The sequence below is a fragment of the Streptomyces tardus genome, assembly GCF_018101125.2.
Lineage (GTDB): Bacteria > Actinomycetota > Actinomycetes > Streptomycetales > Streptomycetaceae > Streptomyces > Streptomyces tardus.
Window position 1 is genome coordinate 1,862,600 of sequence record NZ_JAELVF020000001.1, and the last position, 20,892, is coordinate 1,883,491.

General features: G+C 71.5%; 16 protein-coding genes and 1 pseudogene. 9 read left to right on the forward strand and 8 right to left on the reverse strand.

Annotation, left to right across the window (positions count from 1 at the left end; genetic code table 11):
• The first annotated feature begins 273 nt into the window (after positions 1–273).
• The 4 genes from JGS22_RS08035 to JGS22_RS08050 all read left to right on the forward strand — a co-directional run bounded on the left by JGS22_RS08035 (position 274) and on the right by JGS22_RS08050 (position 6,288).
• A complete protein-coding gene (locus tag JGS22_RS08035) occupies positions 274–1,857 on the forward strand; it encodes a protein kinase domain-containing protein (RefSeq protein ID WP_211039353.1) in 1,584 nt (527 codons plus the stop codon).
• A 542-nt stretch (positions 1,858–2,399) separates the two neighbouring features.
• The gene (pdhA, locus tag JGS22_RS08040; protein ID WP_211039352.1) at positions 2,400–3,743 is read left to right on the forward strand and encodes a pyruvate dehydrogenase (acetyl-transferring) E1 component subunit alpha; all 1,344 of its coding nucleotides are present in this window, start codon (positions 2,400–2,402) and stop codon (positions 3,741–3,743) included.
• 2 nt (positions 3,744–3,745) lie between these two features.
• Entirely contained in the window at positions 3,746–4,735 is a 990-nt protein-coding gene (locus tag JGS22_RS08045; RefSeq protein ID WP_211039351.1) for an alpha-ketoacid dehydrogenase subunit beta, read from the forward strand.
• A 71-nt stretch (positions 4,736–4,806) separates the two neighbouring features.
• Complete coding sequence (locus tag JGS22_RS08050; protein WP_211039382.1) at positions 4,807–6,288, forward strand: dihydrolipoamide acetyltransferase family protein; 1,482 nt, start codon at positions 4,807–4,809, stop codon at positions 6,286–6,288.
• 249 nt (positions 6,289–6,537) lie between these two features.
• On the opposite strand, the gene JGS22_RS08055 is transcribed toward JGS22_RS08050, so the two are convergent.
• From JGS22_RS08055 to JGS22_RS08065, 3 genes are all read right to left on the reverse strand, one after another.
• Complete coding sequence (locus tag JGS22_RS08055) at positions 6,538–7,101, reverse strand: bacterial proteasome activator family protein (protein WP_211039350.1); 564 nt, start codon at positions 7,099–7,101, stop codon at positions 6,538–6,540.
• Between the two features lie 246 nt (positions 7,102–7,347).
• Complete coding sequence (locus JGS22_RS08060) at positions 7,348–7,950, reverse strand: hypothetical protein (RefSeq protein ID WP_216814887.1); 603 nt, start codon at positions 7,948–7,950, stop codon at positions 7,348–7,350.
• A 314-nt stretch (positions 7,951–8,264) separates the two neighbouring features.
• Positions 8,265–9,242, reverse strand: coding sequence for an NAD(P)H-quinone oxidoreductase (locus tag JGS22_RS08065; protein WP_211039348.1), 978 nt, complete (start codon positions 9,240–9,242; stop codon positions 8,265–8,267).
• 679 nt (positions 9,243–9,921) lie between these two features.
• Between JGS22_RS08065 and JGS22_RS08070 the strand changes: the two genes are divergently transcribed.
• Positions 9,922–11,115 carry a glycoside hydrolase family 64 protein gene (locus JGS22_RS08070; RefSeq protein ID WP_211042867.1) on the forward strand — a complete coding sequence of 398 codons (1,194 nt, stop codon included), beginning with the start codon at positions 9,922–9,924 and terminating at the stop codon, positions 11,113–11,115.
• 606 nt (positions 11,116–11,721) lie between these two features.
• Here JGS22_RS08070 and JGS22_RS27340 read toward each other — a convergent pair.
• Positions 11,722–12,114: pseudogene (locus JGS22_RS27340) on the reverse strand (glycosyltransferase family A protein); the annotation flags it as partial.
• Positions 12,115–12,236: 122 nt separating this feature from the next.
• Here JGS22_RS27340 and JGS22_RS08080 point away from each other — a divergent pair.
• On the forward strand, positions 12,237–13,511 hold the full coding sequence (locus JGS22_RS08080; protein WP_211042865.1) for a hypothetical protein: 1,275 nt from the start codon (positions 12,237–12,239) through the stop codon (positions 13,509–13,511).
• Positions 13,512–13,650: 139 nt separating this feature from the next.
• On the opposite strand, the gene JGS22_RS08085 is transcribed toward JGS22_RS08080, so the two are convergent.
• Together JGS22_RS08085 and JGS22_RS08090 are read right to left on the reverse strand one after the other, a co-directional pair.
• On the reverse strand, positions 13,651–14,430 hold the full coding sequence (locus JGS22_RS08085) for a GntR family transcriptional regulator (RefSeq protein ID WP_211042863.1): 780 nt from the start codon (positions 14,428–14,430) through the stop codon (positions 13,651–13,653).
• Positions 14,427–14,960, reverse strand: a complete 534-nt coding sequence (locus tag JGS22_RS08090; RefSeq protein ID WP_211042861.1) for a GntR family transcriptional regulator — start codon at positions 14,958–14,960, stop codon at positions 14,427–14,429. The genes JGS22_RS08085 and JGS22_RS08090 overlap by 4 nt, the downstream gene beginning before the upstream one ends.
• Positions 14,961–15,176: 216 nt before the next feature.
• On the opposite strand from JGS22_RS08090, the gene JGS22_RS08095 reads away from it, so the two are divergent.
• A complete protein-coding gene (locus JGS22_RS08095) occupies positions 15,177–15,854 on the forward strand; it encodes a flavodoxin family protein (RefSeq protein ID WP_211041825.1) in 678 nt (225 codons plus the stop codon).
• A gap of 90 nt (positions 15,855–15,944) precedes the next feature.
• Complete coding sequence (locus tag JGS22_RS08100) at positions 15,945–16,313, forward strand: YrhK family protein (RefSeq protein ID WP_211041814.1); 369 nt, start codon at positions 15,945–15,947, stop codon at positions 16,311–16,313.
• A gap of 194 nt (positions 16,314–16,507) precedes the next feature.
• Here the strand turns inward: JGS22_RS08100 and JGS22_RS08105 are convergent, their stop codons facing one another.
• Both JGS22_RS08105 and JGS22_RS08110 read right to left on the reverse strand, forming a co-directional pair.
• Entirely contained in the window at positions 16,508–17,374 is an 867-nt protein-coding gene (locus JGS22_RS08105; RefSeq protein ID WP_211041815.1) for a lysozyme, read from the reverse strand.
• Between the two features lie 334 nt (positions 17,375–17,708).
• Positions 17,709–18,671, reverse strand: a complete 963-nt coding sequence (locus JGS22_RS08110; protein ID WP_211041816.1) for a poly(ethylene terephthalate) hydrolase family protein — start codon at positions 18,669–18,671, stop codon at positions 17,709–17,711.
• A gap of 406 nt (positions 18,672–19,077) precedes the next feature.
• Between JGS22_RS08110 and JGS22_RS08115 the strand changes: the two genes are divergently transcribed.
• Complete coding sequence (locus JGS22_RS08115; protein WP_216814888.1) at positions 19,078–20,787, forward strand: ATP-binding protein; 1,710 nt, start codon at positions 19,078–19,080, stop codon at positions 20,785–20,787.
• The last annotated feature ends 105 nt before the right edge of the window (positions 20,788–20,892 follow it).

Below are 20,892 nucleotides of genomic sequence, written 5' to 3' on the forward strand. Positions count from 1 at the left end.
TACGGACCGTGCTCTGCGCATGTACGGTTGCTGTTGATCGGTATACCCAAGGCCCCCAGTCTGCCCGAGGGGTCTGACGAGTCAAGCCGCGCACCGGTTCCGTGACCTGCCGCACGCGCATGGTACGTCGCGGGGCCGACAGAGCCGGCAGCCTCGGTCCTGCCAAGCCGTGGACCGAACTTGCCAGTCCTCACCGGAAGCGGGTTGGATGACCCGTTACTCCCCCCCACACGCTCGCCCGCGTCCCGCGGGTTCCAACCTCGGCGAGGACTGATGGCACAGACACACTCCGCTTCGGGGCCCGACGGGCCCGACGAGCCGGACGGCGGTGCCACGGGACACACTGGAAGCTGGGGCAACAACGGGGTTGTGGGGGACGGCCGTTACCGCCTGACCAGACGCCTCGGCCGCGGTGGCATGGCCGAGGTCTTCGCCGCCGAGGACGTGCGTCTCGGCCGTACGGTCGCGGTGAAGCTGCTGCGCTCCGAACTCGCCGAGGACCCGGTCTCCAAGGCCCGCTTCACCCGCGAGGCACAGTCGGTCGCCGGGCTCAACCACCACGCTGTGGTGGCGGTCTACGACTCCGGCGAGGACACGGCGGCCGGCCAGACCGTGCCGTACATCGTGATGGAGCTGGTCGAGGGCGGGACCATCAGGGACCTGCTGCTCACCGCCGAATCCCCGCCCGCCGACCAGGCGTTGATCATCGTCTCCGGCGTGCTGGAAGCACTGGCCTACAGCCACCAGCACGGCATCGTGCACCGGGACATCAAGCCGGCGAACGTCATCATCACCGAGACCGGCGCGGTCAAGGTGATGGACTTCGGCATCGCCCGTGCGCTGCACGGCGCGTCCCAGACGATGACCCAGACCGGCATGGTCATGGGCACTCCGCAGTACCTCTCGCCCGAGCAGGCGCTCGGCAAGACGGTGGACGCGCGCTCCGACCTCTACGCCACCGGCTGCCTGCTCTACGAACTGCTCACCCAGCGCCCGCCGTTCGTCGGCGAGACCCCGCTGTCGGTGGTGTACCAGCACGTGCAGGACGACCCGGTCCCGCCCTCGCAGCTGATGGAGGACGTGCCGCCGGAGCTGGACGGGCTGGTGATGCGTTCACTGGCCAAGGAGCCGGACGACCGGTTCCAGTCGGCCGAGGAGATGCGCGGGCTCACCCAGTACGCGCTGCGCCAGCTCCAGGAGCAGGGCGGCCACACCGGCGGCCTGTGGAACACCGGCCCGGTGCACGCCGGCGGCACCCCCGCGATGGGCAGCCCGGCCGTGGCACCCGGAGACGCGCCGACCACCGCGCAGCCCCCGATGCTGATCGGCCGCCCCGACCGCGACGACGGCGGGTACGAGGGCTCCACGCGCGCCGGCGGCGGTCGCGGCGGTGGCACCAAGTACGCGCTGATCGCCTTCTTCGCGGTGCTCGCCATCGCGGCCGGCGTCTTCTTCGCCATGAACAACACGGGCGACGGCGGTAGCGGAGGCGGCGGCGAGCCCAGCAAGTCGCCGACGCCGTCGCAGACTTCGGAGGAGCCGCCCGAGGACCCGGAGCCCACCGAGGAGGAGACTCCGGAGGACCCGGACACCTGGCAGCCCAAGCCGCCCGAGTCGCCCAGCTTCTCCCCCAGCGACCCCGAGACGACCGGGGACCCGACGCCCAGCGACTCCCCCACCGAGCCGGTCGGCGGCGGCACCATCGAGGGCACCGACGGCAGCCCCACCGAGGGTCAGAACGGCGACGCGGACGGCGGCACCGACGAAGGCACCGACCAGGGCACGGACCAGGGGACCGACCAGGGTACGGACCAGGGCGCCGATCAGGGCGCCGACGTGGGCGCCTCCGGGCCGTAGCTCCGGCCCCACCCGCTCGACCTGCCCGGCAGAGCCCGGCCCCCGACAGTGCGTGCTGTCGGGGGCCGGGCTCTGCTGCTGCGGGTCGCTCCTCCGGGTGAGCGCGGCGCGCTCATTTCTTGGCAACTGCGGGTGCTCAGTTGATCGCGAAGGGCGACAAATGATCGCGCTCTCAGGTCATTTGCGGCGATTGGTCCGGTTTCCGTCTCACATACTGACCCGTGTTCTGCTCTTCCCGTCGTCCGGGGGCGCAGGTTAACGTGCGTTAGTCCACAGGGCTTGCAAGGCTGTGACCAGTGGTATTCCCGGCCGCTGCGACAAGGGCGGAAAACTAGTTGGATTTCCAAGAAAAGTCGCAGGTCAAAGGCGTAAACAGCCGCGGGAGAAACTGGGTAACGTGCCTGGGGCGGGCCGTGGTGAATGGACACCTGTCACGCTCGGCACGCTTCGCGCCGCACCCACCCCGTGCGCCGTGGCGGTACCGGGCGAGCCGCACTGGCTCAACCGGAGACCCCGGGGGCCGGACCGACGGAGGAGCACTCGTGACCGTGGAAAGCACTGCCGCGCGCGACGAAGCGCGTCGCAGCAGCGGTAAGCGCACGTCAGCCAAGACCGCGACGACGGCAGCCGCGAGCAAGTCGCCGGCGAAGAAGTCGCCCGCCAGGAGCGCGGCCAAGACCGCAGGCAAGACGGCAGGCAAGACGCCAGCCAAGCCCGTGTCGAAGAGCGCCACCAAGAGCGCGAAGGCACCCGCCAGGAAGACGGCGGCCCGCAACGCCGCGGCGACGGCGCCCCACCGGCAGGACGAGCCGCAGCTCGTACAGCTGCTGACGCCCGAGGGCGAGCGCCTGACCCACCCCGAGTACGAGATCGACCTCAGCGCCGAGGAACTGCGCGGCCTGTACCGGGACATGGTCCTGACCAGGCGCTTCGACGCGGAGGCCACCAGCCTCCAGCGCCAGGGCGAACTGGGCCTGTGGGCCTCGCTGCTGGGCCAGGAGGCCGCCCAGATCGGCTCCGGCCGCGCGCTGCGCGAGGACGACTACGTCTTCCCCACCTACCGCGAGCACGGCGTCGCCTGGTGCCGCGGCGTCGACCCGGCCAACCTGCTCGGCATGTTCCGCGGCGTGAACAACGGCGGCTGGGACCCGAACACCAACAACTTCCAGCTGTACACGATCGTCATCGGCTCCCAGGCGCTGCACGCCACCGGCTACGCGATGGGCGTGGCCAAGGACGGCGCCGACGCGGCCGTCATCGCCTACTTCGGCGACGGGGCCTCCAGCCAGGGCGACGTGGCGGAGGCGTTCACCTTCTCCGCGGTCTACAACGCCCCCGTCGTCTTCTTCTGCCAGAACAACCAGTGGGCGATCTCCGAGCCCACCGAGAAGCAGTCCCGGGTGCCGATCTACCAGCGCGCCCAGGGCTTCGGATTCCCCGGCGTACGGGTCGACGGCAACGACGTGCTGGCCTGCCTCGCGGTCACCCGCGCGGCGCTCGCGCACGCGCGCTCCGGCCAGGGCCCGATGCTCGTCGAGGCGTTCACCTACCGGATGGGCGCGCACACCACCTCCGACGACCCGACCCGCTACCGCGCCGACGACGAGCGCGCCTCCTGGGAGAGCAAGGACCCGATCCTGCGGGTCCGTCGCTACCTGGAGAGCGAGGGTCTGGCCGACGAGGCGTTCTTCGCCGCGCTGGAGGAGGAGAGCGAGCAGCTCGGCCTCTCCGTGCGGGAGAAGATCCGCACCATGCCCGACCCCGACACCATGGCCATCTTCGAGAACATCTACGCCGACGGTCACGCCCTCGTGGACGAGGAGCGCGCCCAGTTCGCCGCGTACATGGCTTCCTTCGAGGACTCCGCACACCAGGAGGTCAACTGACCATGGCTGCCGACACCATCACCAAACTCCCGCTCGCCAAGGCGATCAACGAGTCCCTGCGCAAGGCCATGGAGACCGATTCCAAGGTCCTGGTCATGGGCGAGGACGTCGGCAAGCTCGGCGGCGTCTTCCGCGTCACCGACGGGCTCCAGAAAGACTTCGGCGAGGACCGGGTCATCGACACCCCGCTCGCCGAGTCCGGCATCGTCGGTACGGCGATCGGGCTCGCGCTGCGCGGCTACCGGCCGGTCGTGGAGATCCAGTTCGACGGCTTCGTCTTCCCCGCGTACGACCAGATCGTCACCCAGCTCGCCAAGATGCACGCCCGTGCGCTCGGCAAGGTGAAGCTGCCCGTCGTCATCCGCATCCCCTACGGCGGCGGCATCGGCGCGGTGGAGCACCACAGCGAGTCCCCGGAGGCGCTGTTCACCCACGTCGCGGGGTTGAAGGTCGTCTCGCCCTCGAACTCCTCCGACGCCTACTGGATGATGCAGCAGGCCATCGAGTCCAACGACCCGGTGATCTACTTCGAGCCCAAGCGCCGCTACTGGGACAAGGCCGAGGTCGACACCTCCGCCATCCCGTCGCCGCTGCACCGGGCCAAGATCGCCCGCACCGGCACCGACCTCACGCTGGCCGCCTACGGTCCGATGGTGAAGACCTGCCTGGAGGCCGCGCAGGCGGCCGAGGAGGAGGGCAAGTCGCTGGAGGTCGTCGACCTGCGCTCGATGTCGCCGATCGACTTCGACACCATCCAGCAGTCGGTGGAGAAGACCCGGCGGCTGGTCGTGGTCCACGAGGCGCCGGTCTTCTTCGGCAGCGGAGCCGAGATCGCCGCCCGGATCACCGAGCGCTGCTTCTACCACCTGGAGGCACCGGTGCTGCGCGTCGGCGGCTTCCACGCCCCGTATCCGCCCGCCAGGCTCGAGGAAGAGTATCTGCCCGGCCTCGACCGCGTACTCGACTCCGTCGACCGCGCGCTGGCGTACTGAGAGGGCTGAGGAGAGTCGTGAGCGTGACGAGTACACCGACCGGAAACGCCCAGCGCTTCCGCGAGTTCAAGATGCCGGACGTGGGCGAGGGCCTGACCGAGGCGGAGATCCTGTCCTGGCTGGTCAAGCCCGGCGACACGGTGACCGACGGCCAGGTCGTCTGCGAGGTCGAGACGGCCAAGGCCGCCGTGGAGCTGCCCATCCCGTTCAACGGCACGGTCAGCGATCTGCACTTCGGCGAGGGCACCACCGTCGACGTCGGTACGGCGATCATCACCGTCGACACCGACCCCGGCGCCGGTCCCGCCGCTGCCCCCCAGGCGCCGGCGGACGCACCGGCGGCAGAGCCCGCCGATGACGGCGACGAGGAGGCACAGCCCGCCAAGCGCGAACCGGTGCTGGTCGGCTACGGCGTCGCGGCGTCGTCCACCAAGCGCCGTCCGCGCAAGCAGCCCGCGAGCGCGGCAGCAGCCGCACCCCCAGCACCCGCCGAGCCGGCCGAAGCCTCGGCGCGAGCCGCCCAGCAGGCCGTGCAGGGCGAGCTCAACGGCACCGGCCACCCGCCCGCCGCGCAGCCCTCGGTGCCCGCACAGGGCGGCGAACAGCGCGACGGGGGCAGGCCGTTGGCCAAGCCGCCGGTGCGCAAGCTCGCGAAGGACCTGGGCGTGGATCTGGCGCTGATCGTGCCGACCGGCCCCGACGGCGTCGTCACCCGCGACGACGTGCACGCCGCCGCCTCCGCGGGGCAGCCGACCGCGCAGCCGCCGGCCGCACCGCAGCCAGCCGAGCAGGGTTCGTCCCGGACGGCGGCCTCGCAGGCGCCGGCGGTCGAGCCGCAGTCGCTCACCGCGATCCGGGAGCGCCGGGTGCCGGTCAAGGGCGTACGGAAGGCGACCGCCGCCGCGATGGTCGGCAGCGCCTTCACCGCGCCGCACGTGACGGAGTTCGTCACGATCGACGTGACGCGGACGATGAAGCTGGTCAAGCGACTCAAGGAGGATCCGGAGATGGCCGGGCTGCGGGTGAACCCGCTGCTGCTGGTCGCCAAGGCCCTGCTGGTCGCCATCCGCCGCAACCCCGACGTCAACGCGTCCTGGGACGAGGCCAACCAGGAGATCGTCTACAAGGACTACGTCAACCTGGGCATCGCAGCGGCCACCCCGCGCGGTCTGATCGTGCCGAACATCAAGGACGCGCACACCAAGACGCTGCCGGAGCTGTCCACCGCCCTGAGCGACCTGGTCTCCACCGCCCGCGAGGGCAAGACCTCCCCGGCGGACATGCAGGCCGGGACGGTGACCATCACCAACGTCGGCGTCTTCGGCGTCGACACCGGCACACCGATCCTCAACCCCGGGGAGTCCGCGATCCTCGCCTTCGGCGCGATCAAGGACCAGCCCTGGGTGCACAAGGGAGAGGTCAAGCCCCGCAAGGTCACCACCCTGGCGCTCTCCTTCGACCACCGGCTGGTGGACGGGGAGTTGGGCTCCCGGGTGCTCGCGGACGTCGCGGCGGTTCTGGAGCACCCGAAGCGGCTCATCACCTGGACCTGACCCGCATCCGCGTCCGGTGGCGACGCACGACAGACGCCGTACGGGCGGCCCGCAGCGATCCTGCTGCGGGCCGCCCGTACGGCGTTGTCGGCGTGAGTCTGTGGGTCTGCATTGTCGGCGTGGGTCGCCGTGGGTCGGCGTTGTCGAAGGCCGGCGCGCTCCCCCGGTGGCGCGGGTCCGCTCATGCGTCGGGCCGGGGCCGGCCCCGCGATGCCGACCGAGCTGCGCGTCGACCCGGGCCGGGTCGGGTCAGAGGTACGGGCCGGAACGCACCGGGCCCTCGACGCCGTCGACGCCCTCGTGGCCCTCGGCCGCGCCCGGCGGCAGTGCGCGGCGCATCTGCTCCAGCTGGGTGCGGGCCGCCATCTGCTGAGCGAACAGCGTCGTCTGGATGCCGTGGAAAAGCCCCTCCAGCCAGCCCACCAACTGCGCCTGCGCGATGCGCAGTTCGGACTCGCTGGGCACGACCTCGTCGGTGAACGGCAGCGAGATGCGCTCCAGCTCGCCGATCAGCTCCGGCGCGAGTCCGTCCTCGAGCTCCTTGACCGAGCTGGCGTGGATCTCCTTCAGCCTCGCCCGGCTCGCCTCGTCCAGCGGCGCGGCCTTCACCTCGTCCAGCAACTGCTTGATCATGCTGCCGATTCGCATGACCTTCGCGGGCTGCTCGACCATCTCCGTCACGGGCACCTCACGGGGCTCGTCCTCCTCGGAGCCCTCGCTCCCGGCGGAGGCGCTGCCGAGAGCCATTCCGTCCGGGCCGACCACCAGGACCTGGGGGTTCTCCTGCGACCGTTCATGCATCGGCTGTGTCATACCCCCATTCTGCACCTTGGCGTCCACGGCTGTTCCCGGATGGTCCCGCAGCAGGGGCCGGCGCCGAAGGCGGCGCCGCCCGGACCCATGGGCACGCGCGCGCCGGGGCCCGTCAGGCATCGGTCGCACGTCGCGGATGCCGGGCAGACGCACCGGGTGGCGGACGGGCGTCACCGGGTGCCGGACAGGCCTCGTACGTGGCTGCGCAGGCGTACCGGGGGCAGGACGTGGCGTACCGGGTGGCGGTCAGGCGTTGCGGCGCAGGCGGTAGCCGAGCGCGGCCAGGCCGAGCCCCAGCGAGGCGAGACCGGCGCCCAGGGGCAGCACGGGCAGCAGCGGTTCGCCGCCGCGCATCGCCAGGCTCTCTTCCGCGCGGGTGTCCTCCGCGCCGTCGTCCGGGCCCTCGGCGACGGACGGTGCTCCTGCCGTGCTCGGCGCCTCGGGCACGTTCAGTGCGCCCTGCGGCGGTCCGTTGCCCGCGTCCTCCGGCTGCCCGGAGCGGGGGCGGAGCTCGGACGGCTCCGGGGTCGCGCCGGTCGTCTGCGGCTCGTCGCCGGAGGAGGGCGGCGGCGTCGGGGTGCCGGTGCCGCCGGTGCCGGGGAGCGGCTCGCCCTGCTCGTACGTCTCGCCGTCCGGCACCGGGTCGACGGGCGGCGGGGTCAGGCCGGGCGGTACCGCGAACGGGAAGTCCGGGACGGGGAAGAACGCGCCGTCACCGGCGTCCGGGGCCCGGGAGGAAGAGGGGGCGCTTGGCGGCGGGCCGGGCGACGCGGCCTGCGCGGCGGAGCCCGCCACCAGCACCATCGCTCCGGCAACCAGTCCGACCGCGTACGCCTTCACCGCAACCATTCCTCCCGCCCGCCTCGCCGCGTCGCACGCGGCACGCGGAACAGCTCGCAACCTCGCTGGACGCTGCGCGGAGCGTCGGCTCTGTTACGAGCGTCACACGACCGGCGACTTCCGGCATCTCGGACACCGAGCCCGACACTTCAGTGAACGAGCGCGCCCGGACGCCGTAACGGGCGTCCGGGCGGCGGGAGTTAGCGGCGAGTGCCTGCGGGACCCGCGGTCGGCCACGGGACCCGCAGGCGCCGCGAGGCCCGCGAGCCGTACCGGCCCCGGCCCGGTACGGGGAAACCGCCGCACCGTGCGCCCGTGCCGGGTCAGCGGCTGAGCAGCACCTTGCCGATGTGGTCGCCGGTCTCCAGGGCCCGGTGCGCCTCCGCCGCCTCCGCCATCGGCAGCAGCCGGTCGACCACCGGCACGACGCGTCCACTGTCCACCAGCGGCCACACGTGCTCGCGCACGGCGGCGATGATCGCGGCCTTCTCGGCGAGCGGCCGGGCGCGGAGCGTGGTGGCGGTGATCGCGCCGCGCTTGCGCAGCAGCGCACCGAGGTTCAGCTCGCCCTTCGCACCGCCCATGAGGCCGATGATCGCCAGCCGGCCGTTGACTGCGAGGGCTTCGATGTTCCGTTCCAGGTACTTGGCGCCGATGATGTCGAGGATGACGTCCGCGCCCCTGCCGTCGGTCGCGCCGCGCAGCTCCTCGACGAAGTCCTGCTCACGGTGGTTGATGGTGATGTCCGCGCCCAACTCCGCGCAGCGGGCAAGCTTCGCGGCGCTCCCCGCGGTCACCGCGACGGTGGCGCCGACCGCCTTCGCCAGCTGGATCGCCATGGTGCCGATACCGCTCGACCCGCCGTGCACGAGCAGTGTCTCGCCCGGCCGGAGGTGGGCGACCATGAAGACGTTGGACCAGACGGTGGCCACCACCTCGGGCAGCCCCGCGGCGGTCACCAGGTCAACTCCGGCCGGTACGGGGAGCAGTTGGCCGGCGGGCACGGCGACCCGCTCGGCGTAGCCACCGCCGCTCAGCAGCGCGCACACCTCGTCGCCGACGGCCCAGCCGGTGACGCCGGGCCCCACTTCGGCCACTGTCCCGGAGCACTCCAGTCCCGGATAGGGGGAAGTGCCGGGCTGCGGGTCGTAGAAACCCTGGCGTTGCAGCAGGTCGGCGCGGTTGACGGCGCTGGCGGCCACGTCGACCAGCACCTCGCCCTCGCGGAGTTCGGGATCGGGCACCTCGGACCAGACGAGCGCCTCGGGGCCGCCGGGTTCGGTAATCGTGATCGCGTACATGCTCCGACGCTACTCCGCGGGCCGGTGCGCGCGGCGAGTTCCCCGCGCGCCCCGCGCGGGGCGCGCCCACCGCCGTACGGGCACGGGTGCGCACCCCGAGCGGGCCGGGCAACGCTCCCCGTACCGGCGGGGGTCGACGCCGTCCGCCGGTACGGCCGTACGGGGGCGGGGCTGCGCGAGGGGGCCGTGGGGACGAGAGCGGCGAACGGGCGCGTTCATCGGTTGAACGGAGCGTGCAGTGTGCTCACCCTGCGTTCACCGAGTGAACGAGATCGCCGCCGATTGGTTCGCCGCTTGAAGGGAAGAGCGCGCAACGAACGCGCACAGGCGCAGCGTCGAACAGTGGGGGACGCGGAGCCGGTGGACGGATGACACTCTCCGGAGAGGCGGAAATTCGGCACATCACGGCCAATGCACCCCTTCTGTCGTCGTCCCTGGTGAGAACGGGGTCGGGACGGCCAACCACCGTCCACCTTTCAAGAGTTGTGAGTAATCGGCGTCCCATGGGTTGACGGGGCTGGGGGTGGGCGTGATTCTGAGAGCGCTCTCACAAGGGAGTGCTCTCCGGGCCCCCTCCGGATCCCCAACTCCGGCGGCCCTGAGGCCTGTTGTGCACACACGGCGCTCGACACCCTCGCGTGCCCCCCACATACAGACCCGCCCCACGAGGAGGAACTGCGTGCGTGCCAAGAAGAAGCTGCTCGCGACACTGGCCGCTGCGGCCGTAGTCGGCGCCGGATTCACCGCGTTCGACACGAGCACCACTGCGGAGGCCGCTGCGGCCGACACCATCCCGCTGACGTTCAAGAACGACTCGGGCACCGACGAGCAGATCTACATCTACACAATCGGTACCAACCTGGCGACCGGCGAGCAGGGCTACGCCGACGCCGATGGCAACTTCACCGCATGGCCCGGCGGCGGCAACCCGCCCACCGAGGCACCCGACGCCTCCTTCGAGGGCCCGGCCGCCGGCGAGTCCATGGACTTCCAGCTGCCGAAGTTCTCCGGCCGGGTGTACTACTCCTACGGCGAGAAGCTCACCTTCAAGCTCGCCGAGGGCGGCCTCGTCCAGCCCGCCGTGCAGAACCCGGACGACCCGAACGCGAACACCCTGTTCAACTGGACCGAGTACACGCTCAACGACTCCGGCCTGTGGATCAACAGCACCCAGGTCGACATGTTCTCCGCGCCCTACTCGGTCGGCGTCGACGGCTCGGACGGTTCGAGCCAGACCACCGGCGTGCTCAAGGCCGGTGCGTACAAGGAGTTCTTCAACAAGCTGGAGTCCGTCGAGGGTTGGGGCGGCCTGGTCAAGAAGCGTGAGGACGGCACTCCGCTGCGCGCCCTCTCCCCCGGCCACGGCATCGGCATCGGCGACATCCCCGAAGACACGATGTCCGACTACGTCGACCGCGTCTGGGAGAAGTACAAGAGCGACACCCTCACGGTCACCCCGTTCGGGCACGAGCCGGACACCAAGTACTTCGGCAAGGTCAACGGTGACAAGATGGACTTCACCGACGGCTCCGGCGAGGTCGTGACCAGCTTCGAGAAGCCCGACTCGGACAGCATCTTCGGCTGCCACAAGCAGCTGGACGCCCCGAACGACGAGGTGCGTGGTCCGCTCTCCCGCACCCTGTGCGCCGGCTTCCACCGCACCACCCTGCTGACCAACTCCGACCAGCCGGACTCGAGCCCCGACGAGTTCTACAAGGACGAGGTCACCAACGAGTACGCCAAGCTCGTCCACGAGGCGATGGAGGACGGCAAGGCCTACGCCTTCGCGTTCGACGATGTCGCCAACCACGAGTCGCTCGTCCACGACGGCGACCCGCAGAAGGCGTACATCACCCTTCAGCCCTTCGACTGAGCCAACCGAGTCGACTGACTGATCGGTGGGGCCGACAGGCCCGCACCACCCGGCGGCCCCGGCACCGACCCCTTGAACCCAAGAGGTCGGCACCGGGGCCGTCCGGCATTCACCCTCATCCGTGCCGGCTCCGCGCCGGCCCCGCGCCGGCCCCGTGACGCCTCCGCGGGGTCCCGCGCCGACTCCGCGACAGCCCCGCCACAGCGGTACGCCGCGATGAGCGCTCAACTCCGGGGCGGCGGGGGCGCGTTCCAGCCCGGCTGGGTGAGCAGATGCGACGCACGCTGTCTGATCAGCGAAATCTGTACCCCCCCCCCCAGCGAAATTCGTCTTCCCCCGGGAGGACTGGCCGGGATGTCTGCGGTATCGGAGCGTCGGGGCGTCGACCAGTACGCCGGTGGCCACGGCGGAGGCGGCCATCAGGGTTCCGGTGTCCTCCATGCCCTCCATCGCGGACCAGCCGCCCAGCTCCATCAGCAGTGCACGCCGCCACATCACCCCCGCCGGATGCAGCGGGAGCCGGTAACTGCCCGGCGCCGTCGACCAGTTGTCCAGCAGGACGCCGCGGGCCAGCCGGCCGCTGCGCAACGGCAGTTCGTGGACGCGCAGTTCACCGCCGGGCAGCAGGTCCCGCGCGTGGCCGGCCGCGTAACCGGAGTCCGGGTGCGAGGTGAGTGCCCGGGAGAGCAGCGAGAGCGCGGTGGGCTCCAACTCGTCGTCGCCGTCGAGGTTCTGGATGACGGAGGCGCTGGAGCGTCCCAGTGCGAGGTTGCGGGTGGTGGCGGGGCCGACACGGGTGCGATGGGCGGCGATGCGGACCCGGCGGTCGCGGGCGGCACCGCAGTCGGCCAGCGCGGCCTGCACCTCCCGGTGGCCGGGGCCGTCGACCTGGACGAGCCAGTGCCAGTCGCGGTGGGTCTGGGCGCGCAGCGACGCCCACGCGGCGGGCAGATGCTCCGCGCGGGAGTCCTCCACCGCCGTGAGCACGTCGACCCGCATGGGTCACGACACTAGCGGTCGCCGCGAAGAGCCGTACGAGTCCCGCACGAGTCCCGCACGCTTCGCCGGAACCTTCGCGAAAACCCCTCCGACCTCGGCCGATGCATGGTAAGTACGAACGTATGGAGGGGAATTCACTCACCGCGCGGCTCAGCCGGATCGACTCGCAGGACTCCCGCGAGCTCGACCGGGTGTGCGAGGAGGTGGCGCACTCGCTGAAGGCTGCCGGGACTCCGCCGCCGTTCCGGCTGACCTCGGCGGACTTCGCCACCGACCCGTTCCTGATCTGCGCGGACCGCTACTGGCGGCTGCGGTTCCTGGAGCTGCCGTCGGTGCGCACCGCCGCGGAGTGCGCGCGCTGGCTGTACGAGCACGCCGAGGAGAGCGACGCCTCCGGCCTCCCCTTCCGGGTGGAGATCGAGGAGAAGTGGGCGCTGGGCTACGCCTTCATCACCCGCGACTCGGTCGAGTCGCCGACCGAGATCTCCGAGGCGACCGCCGAGCTTCTGGGTTCGCGCGACATCAGCTGCTTCGCGACGCTGTACCAGGCGGGCAAGCTGCGGGCGAACTTCCGCTTCGAGGAACTGCGCGAGTTCCTGGAGTCCTCACTGCTCGCGCAGGCGGCCGGCAGCCGCCGCACCGGCCCGCTCTTCACCGCGCTGCGGGCGTTCGCGGCGTACGGCAGCCGGCGGGTGACCGCCGAGCACGCGGCGGACCTGCTGGACCACGCCTGGTACTCGCCGCACCGCACCACGCACACGGTCGACCTGTGTCTGGGCGCCCTCGCCGCCGCGGCGCCCTTCGAAGGCCAGGGCCCGCTGTTGCGCGACCGCGCCCAGGAGGCCGCGACGGACCACCCCGAGCACCACATCTTCGTCTACCGTCTCGCCCACGGACTGCGGCTGTGCGGGGAGTTCGACGAGGCGCTCCAGGCGGCCGACCTCGCACTGGCGCTGCTGCCCGCCACGGGTTCGCGCGGCAGCCACCAGCAGTTGCAGGAGCAGTACCTCGGTCTGCGCGAACGCATCCTGGAGGCGCGCACCCGAGCGGCCGAGGACGCACGGCAGCTCGCCCGGCTGGAGCGGCTGGACCGCAAGTACCGGGCGGTGGAGGCGAGACTGGACTCCGCGACGTTCGGGCTGCTCGGCATGGTCACGCTGATCATCACCGCCGTCACCTTCGCCCTCGGCAGCTTCCAGTTCGCCGGCGGCGGCGATCTGTCGGTCGGCTCGCGGCTGCTGCTGATCTGCGCGCTCGGTGTCGTGATGCTCGCCTTCTCCGGCCTGCTCGTCTTCGGCGTGCACCGGCTGCTCCGCTACCGCCGCCCACCGGGCGAGGAGGACACCGGCCCCGGCGACGGCGGGGACGACGACGCCCCCGGCCCCCACCGCACCTGACCGCCATCCGCCCACGCCCGCCGTACGCGCGCGCACCCCACCGCCGGCCGGGTCGGCCGGGTCGGAGGCGGTCCCCGGGGAGGGCCGTCGGCCCGTATCGGTTGCCCGACTGCGGTGCTCGGTCGGGGCGGAGGCGGGGTCAGTCCTGGCCGAATTCGTACCGCAGCTCGTACAGGTGGCCCGACTTCACCATCGTCGTGGCCTCGACCGGTCGGTCTCCGTGTGTCAGCACGACTCGCAGCGTGTGCAACACCGGTGTCTCGCCCGTGAGTTGGAGCAGACCGTACTGCTCCTGCGTGGGAGTGCGCGCTGACACCCGGTCGACGCAGAGAAGCGGTGGGTGGCCGAGTTCGGCGAGCAGCGTCGGAGTTCCGCCCTCGATCCTCCGCCGTGCGGTCAGCGCGGTGCCGGACGCGACGGCAAGCGGACAGTACGAACGCACCAGCTCGGCCGGCTCGTCATCGAGCGTCAGCAACTGCACCCTTTCCACGACGAGTTCACCCTCGGGCAGGCCCAGCACGGCGGCAACGTCGGCAGGCGGCGACACTTCCCCCACGGCCAGCAGCCGGCTGGCACCCCTGACTCCGCTCTTCGCGGCCTCGCTCGTCCAGCGGTACGGCTCTCCGGGAGAAGCGGGAGCCATGCAGTCGGCCGGCCGCACGGCACGCTGCCGGTGCTCGCGAACCGTGACCGAAGAACCGGCCCGTCCAACCAACAGGCCCTCGTTCTCCAGCAGTTGGAGCGCCTTCTGCACCGTCGCGTTCGAGGCGTCGAATCGCTCCCTGAGTCGGACGGTCGAAGGGACTCGGCCTCCGGCGGGGAGTTGGCCGGACAGGATCTCGGACCGCAGATCCGCCGCGATGCGCGAGTGGAGCGCTCGCCCGTCGACCCCGTCCGCCCCTCGGCCCGTCCCGGTCACCGGGTCTCCAACTCGTGGCGGAGCCGTCGTCCTTCGGCCGGCATCGTGATGAGGTCCGCCTGGACGGCGCGGCCGTCGCCGTCGTACGTCGTGCGCGCCAGCCGGAGCACCACCGCGTCGCCCGGCAGCGCCAGCGCCTCGCGCTCGGCGGCATCGGCCGCGGACGCGCACACGTCCTCGCGGACCCGGGCCCCGACATGTCCGAGCTTCGCCAACAGCGCGTTGGCGCCACCGCGGATCTTTGCCGGCTCCGACAGCGGAGTGCCCGCGGCGATCGCCAAGGGGTAGTGGCTGTCGGTCAGTTCGCAGGGCACCTCGTCGAGGTACATCAACCTCCGCCGAACCACGACCGACGCACCGGGCTCGACTGCCAGCATCGACGCCACCGCATCCGGCGCCGTCACCTCCCCGGCACGGACGATGTGCTGAGTGCCGCGACCGCCCCGCGAACCCGCCTCGGCGGCCCAGACGTCACCACCGCCCGGCCCCACGTACAGCGTCGAGCTGCTGACCCAGTCCTGTCCGCTCACGGCACGGCACCTCTCCCTCGTCGAACCCCAGCCTCACCGGTCAACCCGTCGAACAGCATCTGCCCGATGTGGCGGTCGACGAACGGGGACGGGGAGGGTCGAGCGGGGGCGGGTCGCAGGGTGGGTGAGGAGAGTGGAATCCGAGTCGTGGAGGCCGGGATCGTGGCGGAGAACGAGGAGACCGGGGCGGCGGTGCGGTTCGACGGGCTGCGGGCGATGTTCGTGAACGCGACCCTGAAGCGCTCCCCCGAGGTCAGCAACACCGGCGGTCTGATCGATCTGAGCGCGGACATCATGCGCCGGCACGGGGTGTCGGTGGAGGTGGTACGGGCGGTCGACCACGACATCGCCACCGGGGTGTGGCCGGACATGACCGAGCACGGCGCGCGCAGCGACGAGTGGCCCTCGCTCTTCCCTCGAGTGCTCGACGCGAACGTGCTGGTGCTGTGCGGCCCGATCTGGCTGGGCGACAACAGCTCGGTGATGAAGCGCTTCATCGAGCGGCTGTACGGCTGCTCCGGCGAGCTGAACGAGCACGGCCAGTCGATCTTCTACGGACGGGTCGGCGGCTGTCTGATCACCGGCAACGAGGACGGCATCAAGCACTGCGCGATGAACGTGCTCTACAGCCTCCAGCACCTGGGCTACACCGTCCCGCCGCAGGCGGACGCCGGCTGGATCGGCGAGGCCGGACCCGGCCCGTCGTACCTGGACCCGGGCTCGGGCGGACCCGAGAACGACTTCACCCGGCGCAACACCAGCTTCATGACGTACAACCTGCTGCACCTCGCCGCACTGCTGCGCGACGCCGGCGGCGTACCGACCTACGGAAACCGTCGCGACACCTGGGACGCGGGCCGCGCACCCGACCGCGACAACCCCGAACACCGCTGACCCACGCCCGGCGGCAGCCGCGCGCCCGACGGGCAGCAACCGGCGCGGCACGCCGCCGCGCGGAGGCCGACAGCGGTCAGGAGGCACCCGATGACCAACGGCTCCGACGACGCACACCCGGCGGGCGGGGGCGCGGGCGGGAACGCGGACCCGAACGCCGCACGGCGCACGGGGCACACGAGCGGGCCCCTGGTGGTGCACATCGGCCGCGAGGAACTGGTGATCGCGCAGCGCTACGCGGTGGCCAGCATCGCCAACGACGTGCTGATCGCCGTCTGGTTCATCATCGGCAGCCTGCTGTTCTTCGGCTCGGACACCGTCACCGCGGGCACCTGGTGCTTTCTGGCCGGCAGTGTCGAGCTGCTGATCCGACCGCTGCTGCGGCTCTCCCGCCAGCTCCATCTGCAACGGCTGCGCGGCGGACGGCCGGGCACCGCCGACAGCGCGCAGGACTTCTGAACCAGCGCGCGGACGCCCGTACGGCCGCGTCGGCGCCGGAGTGCGTGGCGGGCAGCGGCGGGCAGCGGCGGGCAGCGGCGGGGCACAACAGTGCAGCCGCGGCTTCCCGGCCGGGGAACGTCCCCGGGGGCGGGACAACGCGCGGTGGTGTGCCGCGTGTTGCCCCGCCCCCGGGGCGAAGTCCCGGTTCGGGATCAGGTGTTGTTGGCCAGCGCCACCAGACGGTCGCGGGAGCCGTTGAACTTGTTGCGGTCGACGTTGCCGCTCACGCCCGCGACCCGACCGGAGTCGGTGTACTGCCAGGCGGTCCAGGTCGGGAAGCCGGCCGGGATGGTCGGGCTTCCGGTGGTCCAGTGGGCGACCCACAGCGGGGCCTTGCTCGCCATACCGGTCCAGCTGCCGGTGCAGGTGTTCCACCAGTTGGCGGTCGTGTAGATCACGACGTCACGGGTGGTGCGCTCCTTGTAGCGGTTGTAGAAGTCGTTGATCCAGGTGCGCATCTGCGAGGTGGACAGGCCGTAGCACATGGCGCCGCTGGGGTTGTTCTCGATGTCCAGGACGCCGGGCAGGGTCTGGTTGTCGCGCGACCAGGCGCCGCCGTTGTCGACGAAGAAGTTCGCCTGGGCCGCGCCCGAGGAGGAGTTGGGCCGGGCGAAGTGGTACGCGCCGCGGATCAGTCCGGCCGAGTGCGCCGCCGGGTAGTTGGTGTTGAAGCGCGAGTCCTTGAAGGTCGTGCCCTCGGTGGCCTTCATCCAGACGAAGTCGATGCCGGCGCCCTTGACCTGGCCCCAGTTGATGGCGCCCTGGTAGTGCGAGACGTCGATGCCCTGGACACCGCTGGTGTCGGCGGGGCCGATCGTACGGCTCTTGAGGCCCTCGTTCTCCTGGGCGGTACCGGCGCCCATGTACGCCTCGCCGGGCTTGATCGTGTCGGCGGGGTTCGCCTGTGCGGCGCTCGCGGTGCCGAGCAGCAGTGCCATGGAGGCACCGAGCGCACCCGTGGCGGCGAGGGTGCGGGCTGCGCGGGGGGTGAGACGTCTGCGCGGGCTCGAAGTGGACATGGGCTACCTCCTGGCGCTGTATGACGGTGGGGACGTGGTGCGGCGGCGCGTGGTGGGGGTGCATTGCCGCGATGCGTGGCATGGAGCGCGGCGGTGCCGTTCGTGCCTATCTTTGACATAGACACGCCATCACTAAACCGGCCGGTAGGGACGATGTGAAGAGCGCTCGGCGGGACCTATGATCCAGTCCAGTGGCGACTTCGCTGACCTGCGACGTTCCGCGGTCAACACGCGTAACTTTCATGGTGTGTAACGCGCGTAGCGCAGCACACGCCCCGGCGCGCGAACCAACGTCGAACGCTGGGCACTTGACTGTCCGTTTACTGAACAGCGGTCAGTCGTCGCCGGCTCCGCTGTGCGGGCAGCTGTCGCGCGACTCGACCACTTCCTCGTCGTCGTGCTCGGGCGCCGGGCAGAGCGCACCGCGGTGGTCGCCCTCCCCACCGCCGGCCGGCGGCTGCGAGAGGAAGCGCTGCATCCAGCCGACGACCTGTTCGGTGACGATCCGACTGGGCGTGTTGGTGACGAAGTGATCGCCGCGCAGAACGAGATAGGCGCGCTCGCGGGCGCCGTCGAGTCCGTCGTGGAGCGGTTCGGCGTGGTCGGAGACCGGGGCGATCTCGTCGCCCTCGCCGCCAATCACCAGACCGGCGGCGCCGACCCGGGACCAGTCGTCGATCTCGCCCTCGTAGTAGGGGGTGAGTGCGACCGCCGCCCGGATCGCGGTCCGTTCGTGCGCCGCGGCGAGCGCGCCGCCGCCGCCCATCGAGTGTCCGAGCACTCCCAGACGCCGGCCGTCGACCCGGTCCGCGGCCACGCTGTCCTCGACGATGTGGTCGAGCGCGTCCAGGATCTGGGCGCCGCGCTGGTCCGGGCTGTCGTTGACGGTGTCGGTGTTCATGGTGAGCGTGACGAATCCGTGGGAGGCGAGCACCTCGCCGTACCAGGCGACCATCGACTCGTCGGCGCCCAGACCGGGCGCCGCCGCCACGACGGCGTAACTGCCCCCGCGCGCCGGGTAGTAGAGCGTCCCGCCGCCGAAGCCGTCGACGTCCTCGGCACTCAGCTCCTCGGTGCGCACCTCCAGCGGTCCGTTCTCCGCCGCCTCGTCGCGCTCCAGCGGTCCGTTCTCCGCCGCCTCGTCGCGCTCCAGCGGGCCCGTGGGCAGCGAGCCTCCGGCGGCGCCGCCCGCGCCCCCGCCCCCGTCGCCGCCCTCACCATCGGTGCTGCCGCAGCCACCCATGGTGAGCACCAGCGCGGCCATCGCCGCACCGAAAGCCGCGCGGCGCCGTGTCACGGTTCGCCTTCCACCCACGAGGACACCACTCTCCAGGGTTGATCTGCTGGCACCCTCGACGGTACGGAGCGCGGCCGGGCGGGACAACCAGATACCGGAACGAGTCTGTTCATCCGGCGTCAAGCGGCCTGACAGCCAACATTGGCCGGAACACAGCGCCCCGACGGTAGTGAGGGTGCCCAAGGGGGGCGCGCGTGGGTACGAACTCGCTCCAGCTCGTTGGTAACTACAGTAGCGAGTGGGCCAGTTGTTGTGGCACCGTGACCGTTTGACGCGTAGTCACAGTGCGTGCTGAGAGCGGCACAGATCACAGGACGACTACGTCATCACACGTATCGAGGTCCGACGTACGTAGCTAGGGTTGCGGTCTGCCGCCCGCCCCTCCCCCATCCCGAGGATTCGTTAGATGCCTGAACTACCGGATGCGATACCGGAGTTCGCAGCAGCGGGCATGGCGCTCATCGCCCTGTGCGTCGTCCTGCTGCTGATTGGATCGCGGCGGAAGAACGCCGCGCTGAGAACTGACCGCGACAACGCCCGCGCCGCCCACCAAGCTCTGCTGAGCGAGCGAGACACGGCGCTCCACGAGCGGGACGCGGCCAGGACTGAAGCACACCACATAAACTCCGGGCGCACGGCGCTGCTGGAGGAGACGCAGCATCTGATCTCCGAGCGGATGCCCGCGCTCCTCACTCATCTCGCGCACCAGCACGTCTCGGTGCCGGGCCTGAAGAACCAGCCGTTCGCGGGCACCGAGGTCGAGAGTCTCCACGCCTCCGCCCTGGAGCAGCTGAAGAAGGCCGTCGCGTCCGAGCGCGAGCGGGTGGACGAGGCTGCGCAGTCCGTCATGCGCGGTGCCACGACCGTGGTGCAGGCGCAGAGCTACCAGCTGCAGTCCAAGATCGAGTCGATGCAGCACCGGTACGACACGCCCGATCTGGCCCAGGACCTGCTGGAGCTCGATCTGCTCAACGAGCAGAACCTGCGCCGCATCCAGGCCACCGGTGTGCTCTGCGGCGCCTCGCCCGGCCTCACCCGGGTCGACTCGCACCTCGGTGACGTGGTCGTCGGCGCCCAGTCGCGGGTGCGCGGCTACCACCGCGTCCAGGTGACCAGCCAGCTCGACGCCCCCGTCGCGGTGGTGGCACGTGCGGTGGAGCCGGTCGCGATCACCGTCTCCGAGCTGCTGGCCAACGCGGTGCACCACTCGCACGGCACTCTCGCCGTGGACGTCAGCCTGCACCAGGCCGAATCCGGCGCGGTCATCGTCGTCGACGACGCCGGTGTCGGAATGCACGCCGACGAGCTGGAGTTCGCCGCGCGGATGCTGGCCGGCCGGGACGAACTGCGCCTCTCCGAGCTCGGCGACCCGCCGCGCTCCGGCTTCGCCACCATCGGCCGGCTGGTCCGCCAGTACGGCTTCACCGTCTCGGTGGACAAGCCCGCGCCGTACGGCGGCGTACGAGCCGTGGTCCTGATCCCCGGTCACCTGCTGACCCTGCTGAACGAGACCGAGCGGCCGATGTCCGCCATGGCTCCGCAGGCACCCGCGGTCACCCACGAGCCGCACCCGTACGCGAGCGAGGCGGCCGTCCCCCAGGCCCACACGCCGCCCGCGGGCACGCCCGAACCGACCGCGTTCCCCGACCGGTTGCCCGCCGCCGACCTCTGGGAGCGGGAGCCCGATTCCAACCCCGAACCGCCCGTCTCCGCGCCGGAGCCCTCCGCCGCGGACGGCACCGCACCGCACCGCACCGCACCGCACCGCCCCCGAGCCGGAGTCGTACCCCCTGCCCGAGCCGGAGTCGTACTCCGCGCCCGAGCGGGAGTCCTACCCCCTTCCGGAGCGGGACGTGTGGCAGGACATCTCCGACCGGTCACCGGCCACCCCGGCGGCTCCGACCGCCGACGGCCCCCGGCCCGGCTCGATACCGGGGTCGGCGCCCGACGGGCCGCCCGCCGCGGAGCTCCCGCTCGCGACACCCCGGTCCCAGGTGCCCCACCCCATGACGTCGCCGGAGGACGCGCCCGTCTCGGACGCCCCGCCGACCGGCGGCGTCGAGGGCCTGCCGCGCAGACGCAGGCGTCGGCCGCAGGCCGAACCGCAGCCGGGTGAGGCGTGGCGCTCCCCCGAGCCCCTCGCCGACCCCGAGCCGCACACCTCGCCCGAGGACACCCAGTCGGTCTGGAGTGCGTTCCAGGCCGGCACCGAGTCAGGCCG

Coding starts and splice junctions, on each gene's coding strand:
- JGS22_RS08035 (WP_211039353.1), top strand. CDS start 274: ATGGCACAGACACACTCCGCTTCGGGGCCCGACGGGCCCGACGAGCCG.
- JGS22_RS08045 (WP_211039351.1), top strand. CDS start 3,746: ATGGCTGCCGACACCATCACCAAACTCCCGCTCGCCAAGGCGATCAAC.
- JGS22_RS08050 (WP_211039382.1), top strand. CDS start 4,807: ATGCCGGACGTGGGCGAGGGCCTGACCGAGGCGGAGATCCTGTCCTGG.
- JGS22_RS08055 (WP_211039350.1), bottom strand. CDS start 7,101: ATGACACAGCCGATGCATGAACGGTCGCAGGAGAACCCCCAGGTCCTG.
- JGS22_RS08060 (WP_216814887.1), bottom strand. CDS start 7,950: ATGGTTGCGGTGAAGGCGTACGCGGTCGGACTGGTTGCCGGAGCGATG.
- JGS22_RS08065 (WP_211039348.1), bottom strand. CDS start 9,242: ATGTACGCGATCACGATTACCGAACCCGGCGGCCCCGAGGCGCTCGTC.
- JGS22_RS08080 (WP_211042865.1), top strand. CDS start 12,237: ATGGAGGGGAATTCACTCACCGCGCGGCTCAGCCGGATCGACTCGCAG.
- JGS22_RS08095 (WP_211041825.1), top strand. CDS start 15,177: ATGTTCGTGAACGCGACCCTGAAGCGCTCCCCCGAGGTCAGCAACACC.
- JGS22_RS08100 (WP_211041814.1), top strand. CDS start 15,945: ATGACCAACGGCTCCGACGACGCACACCCGGCGGGCGGGGGCGCGGGC.
- JGS22_RS08105 (WP_211041815.1), bottom strand. CDS start 17,374: ATGTCCACTTCGAGCCCGCGCAGACGTCTCACCCCCCGCGCAGCCCGC.
- JGS22_RS08115 (WP_216814888.1), top strand. CDS start 19,078: ATGCCTGAACTACCGGATGCGATACCGGAGTTCGCAGCAGCGGGCATG.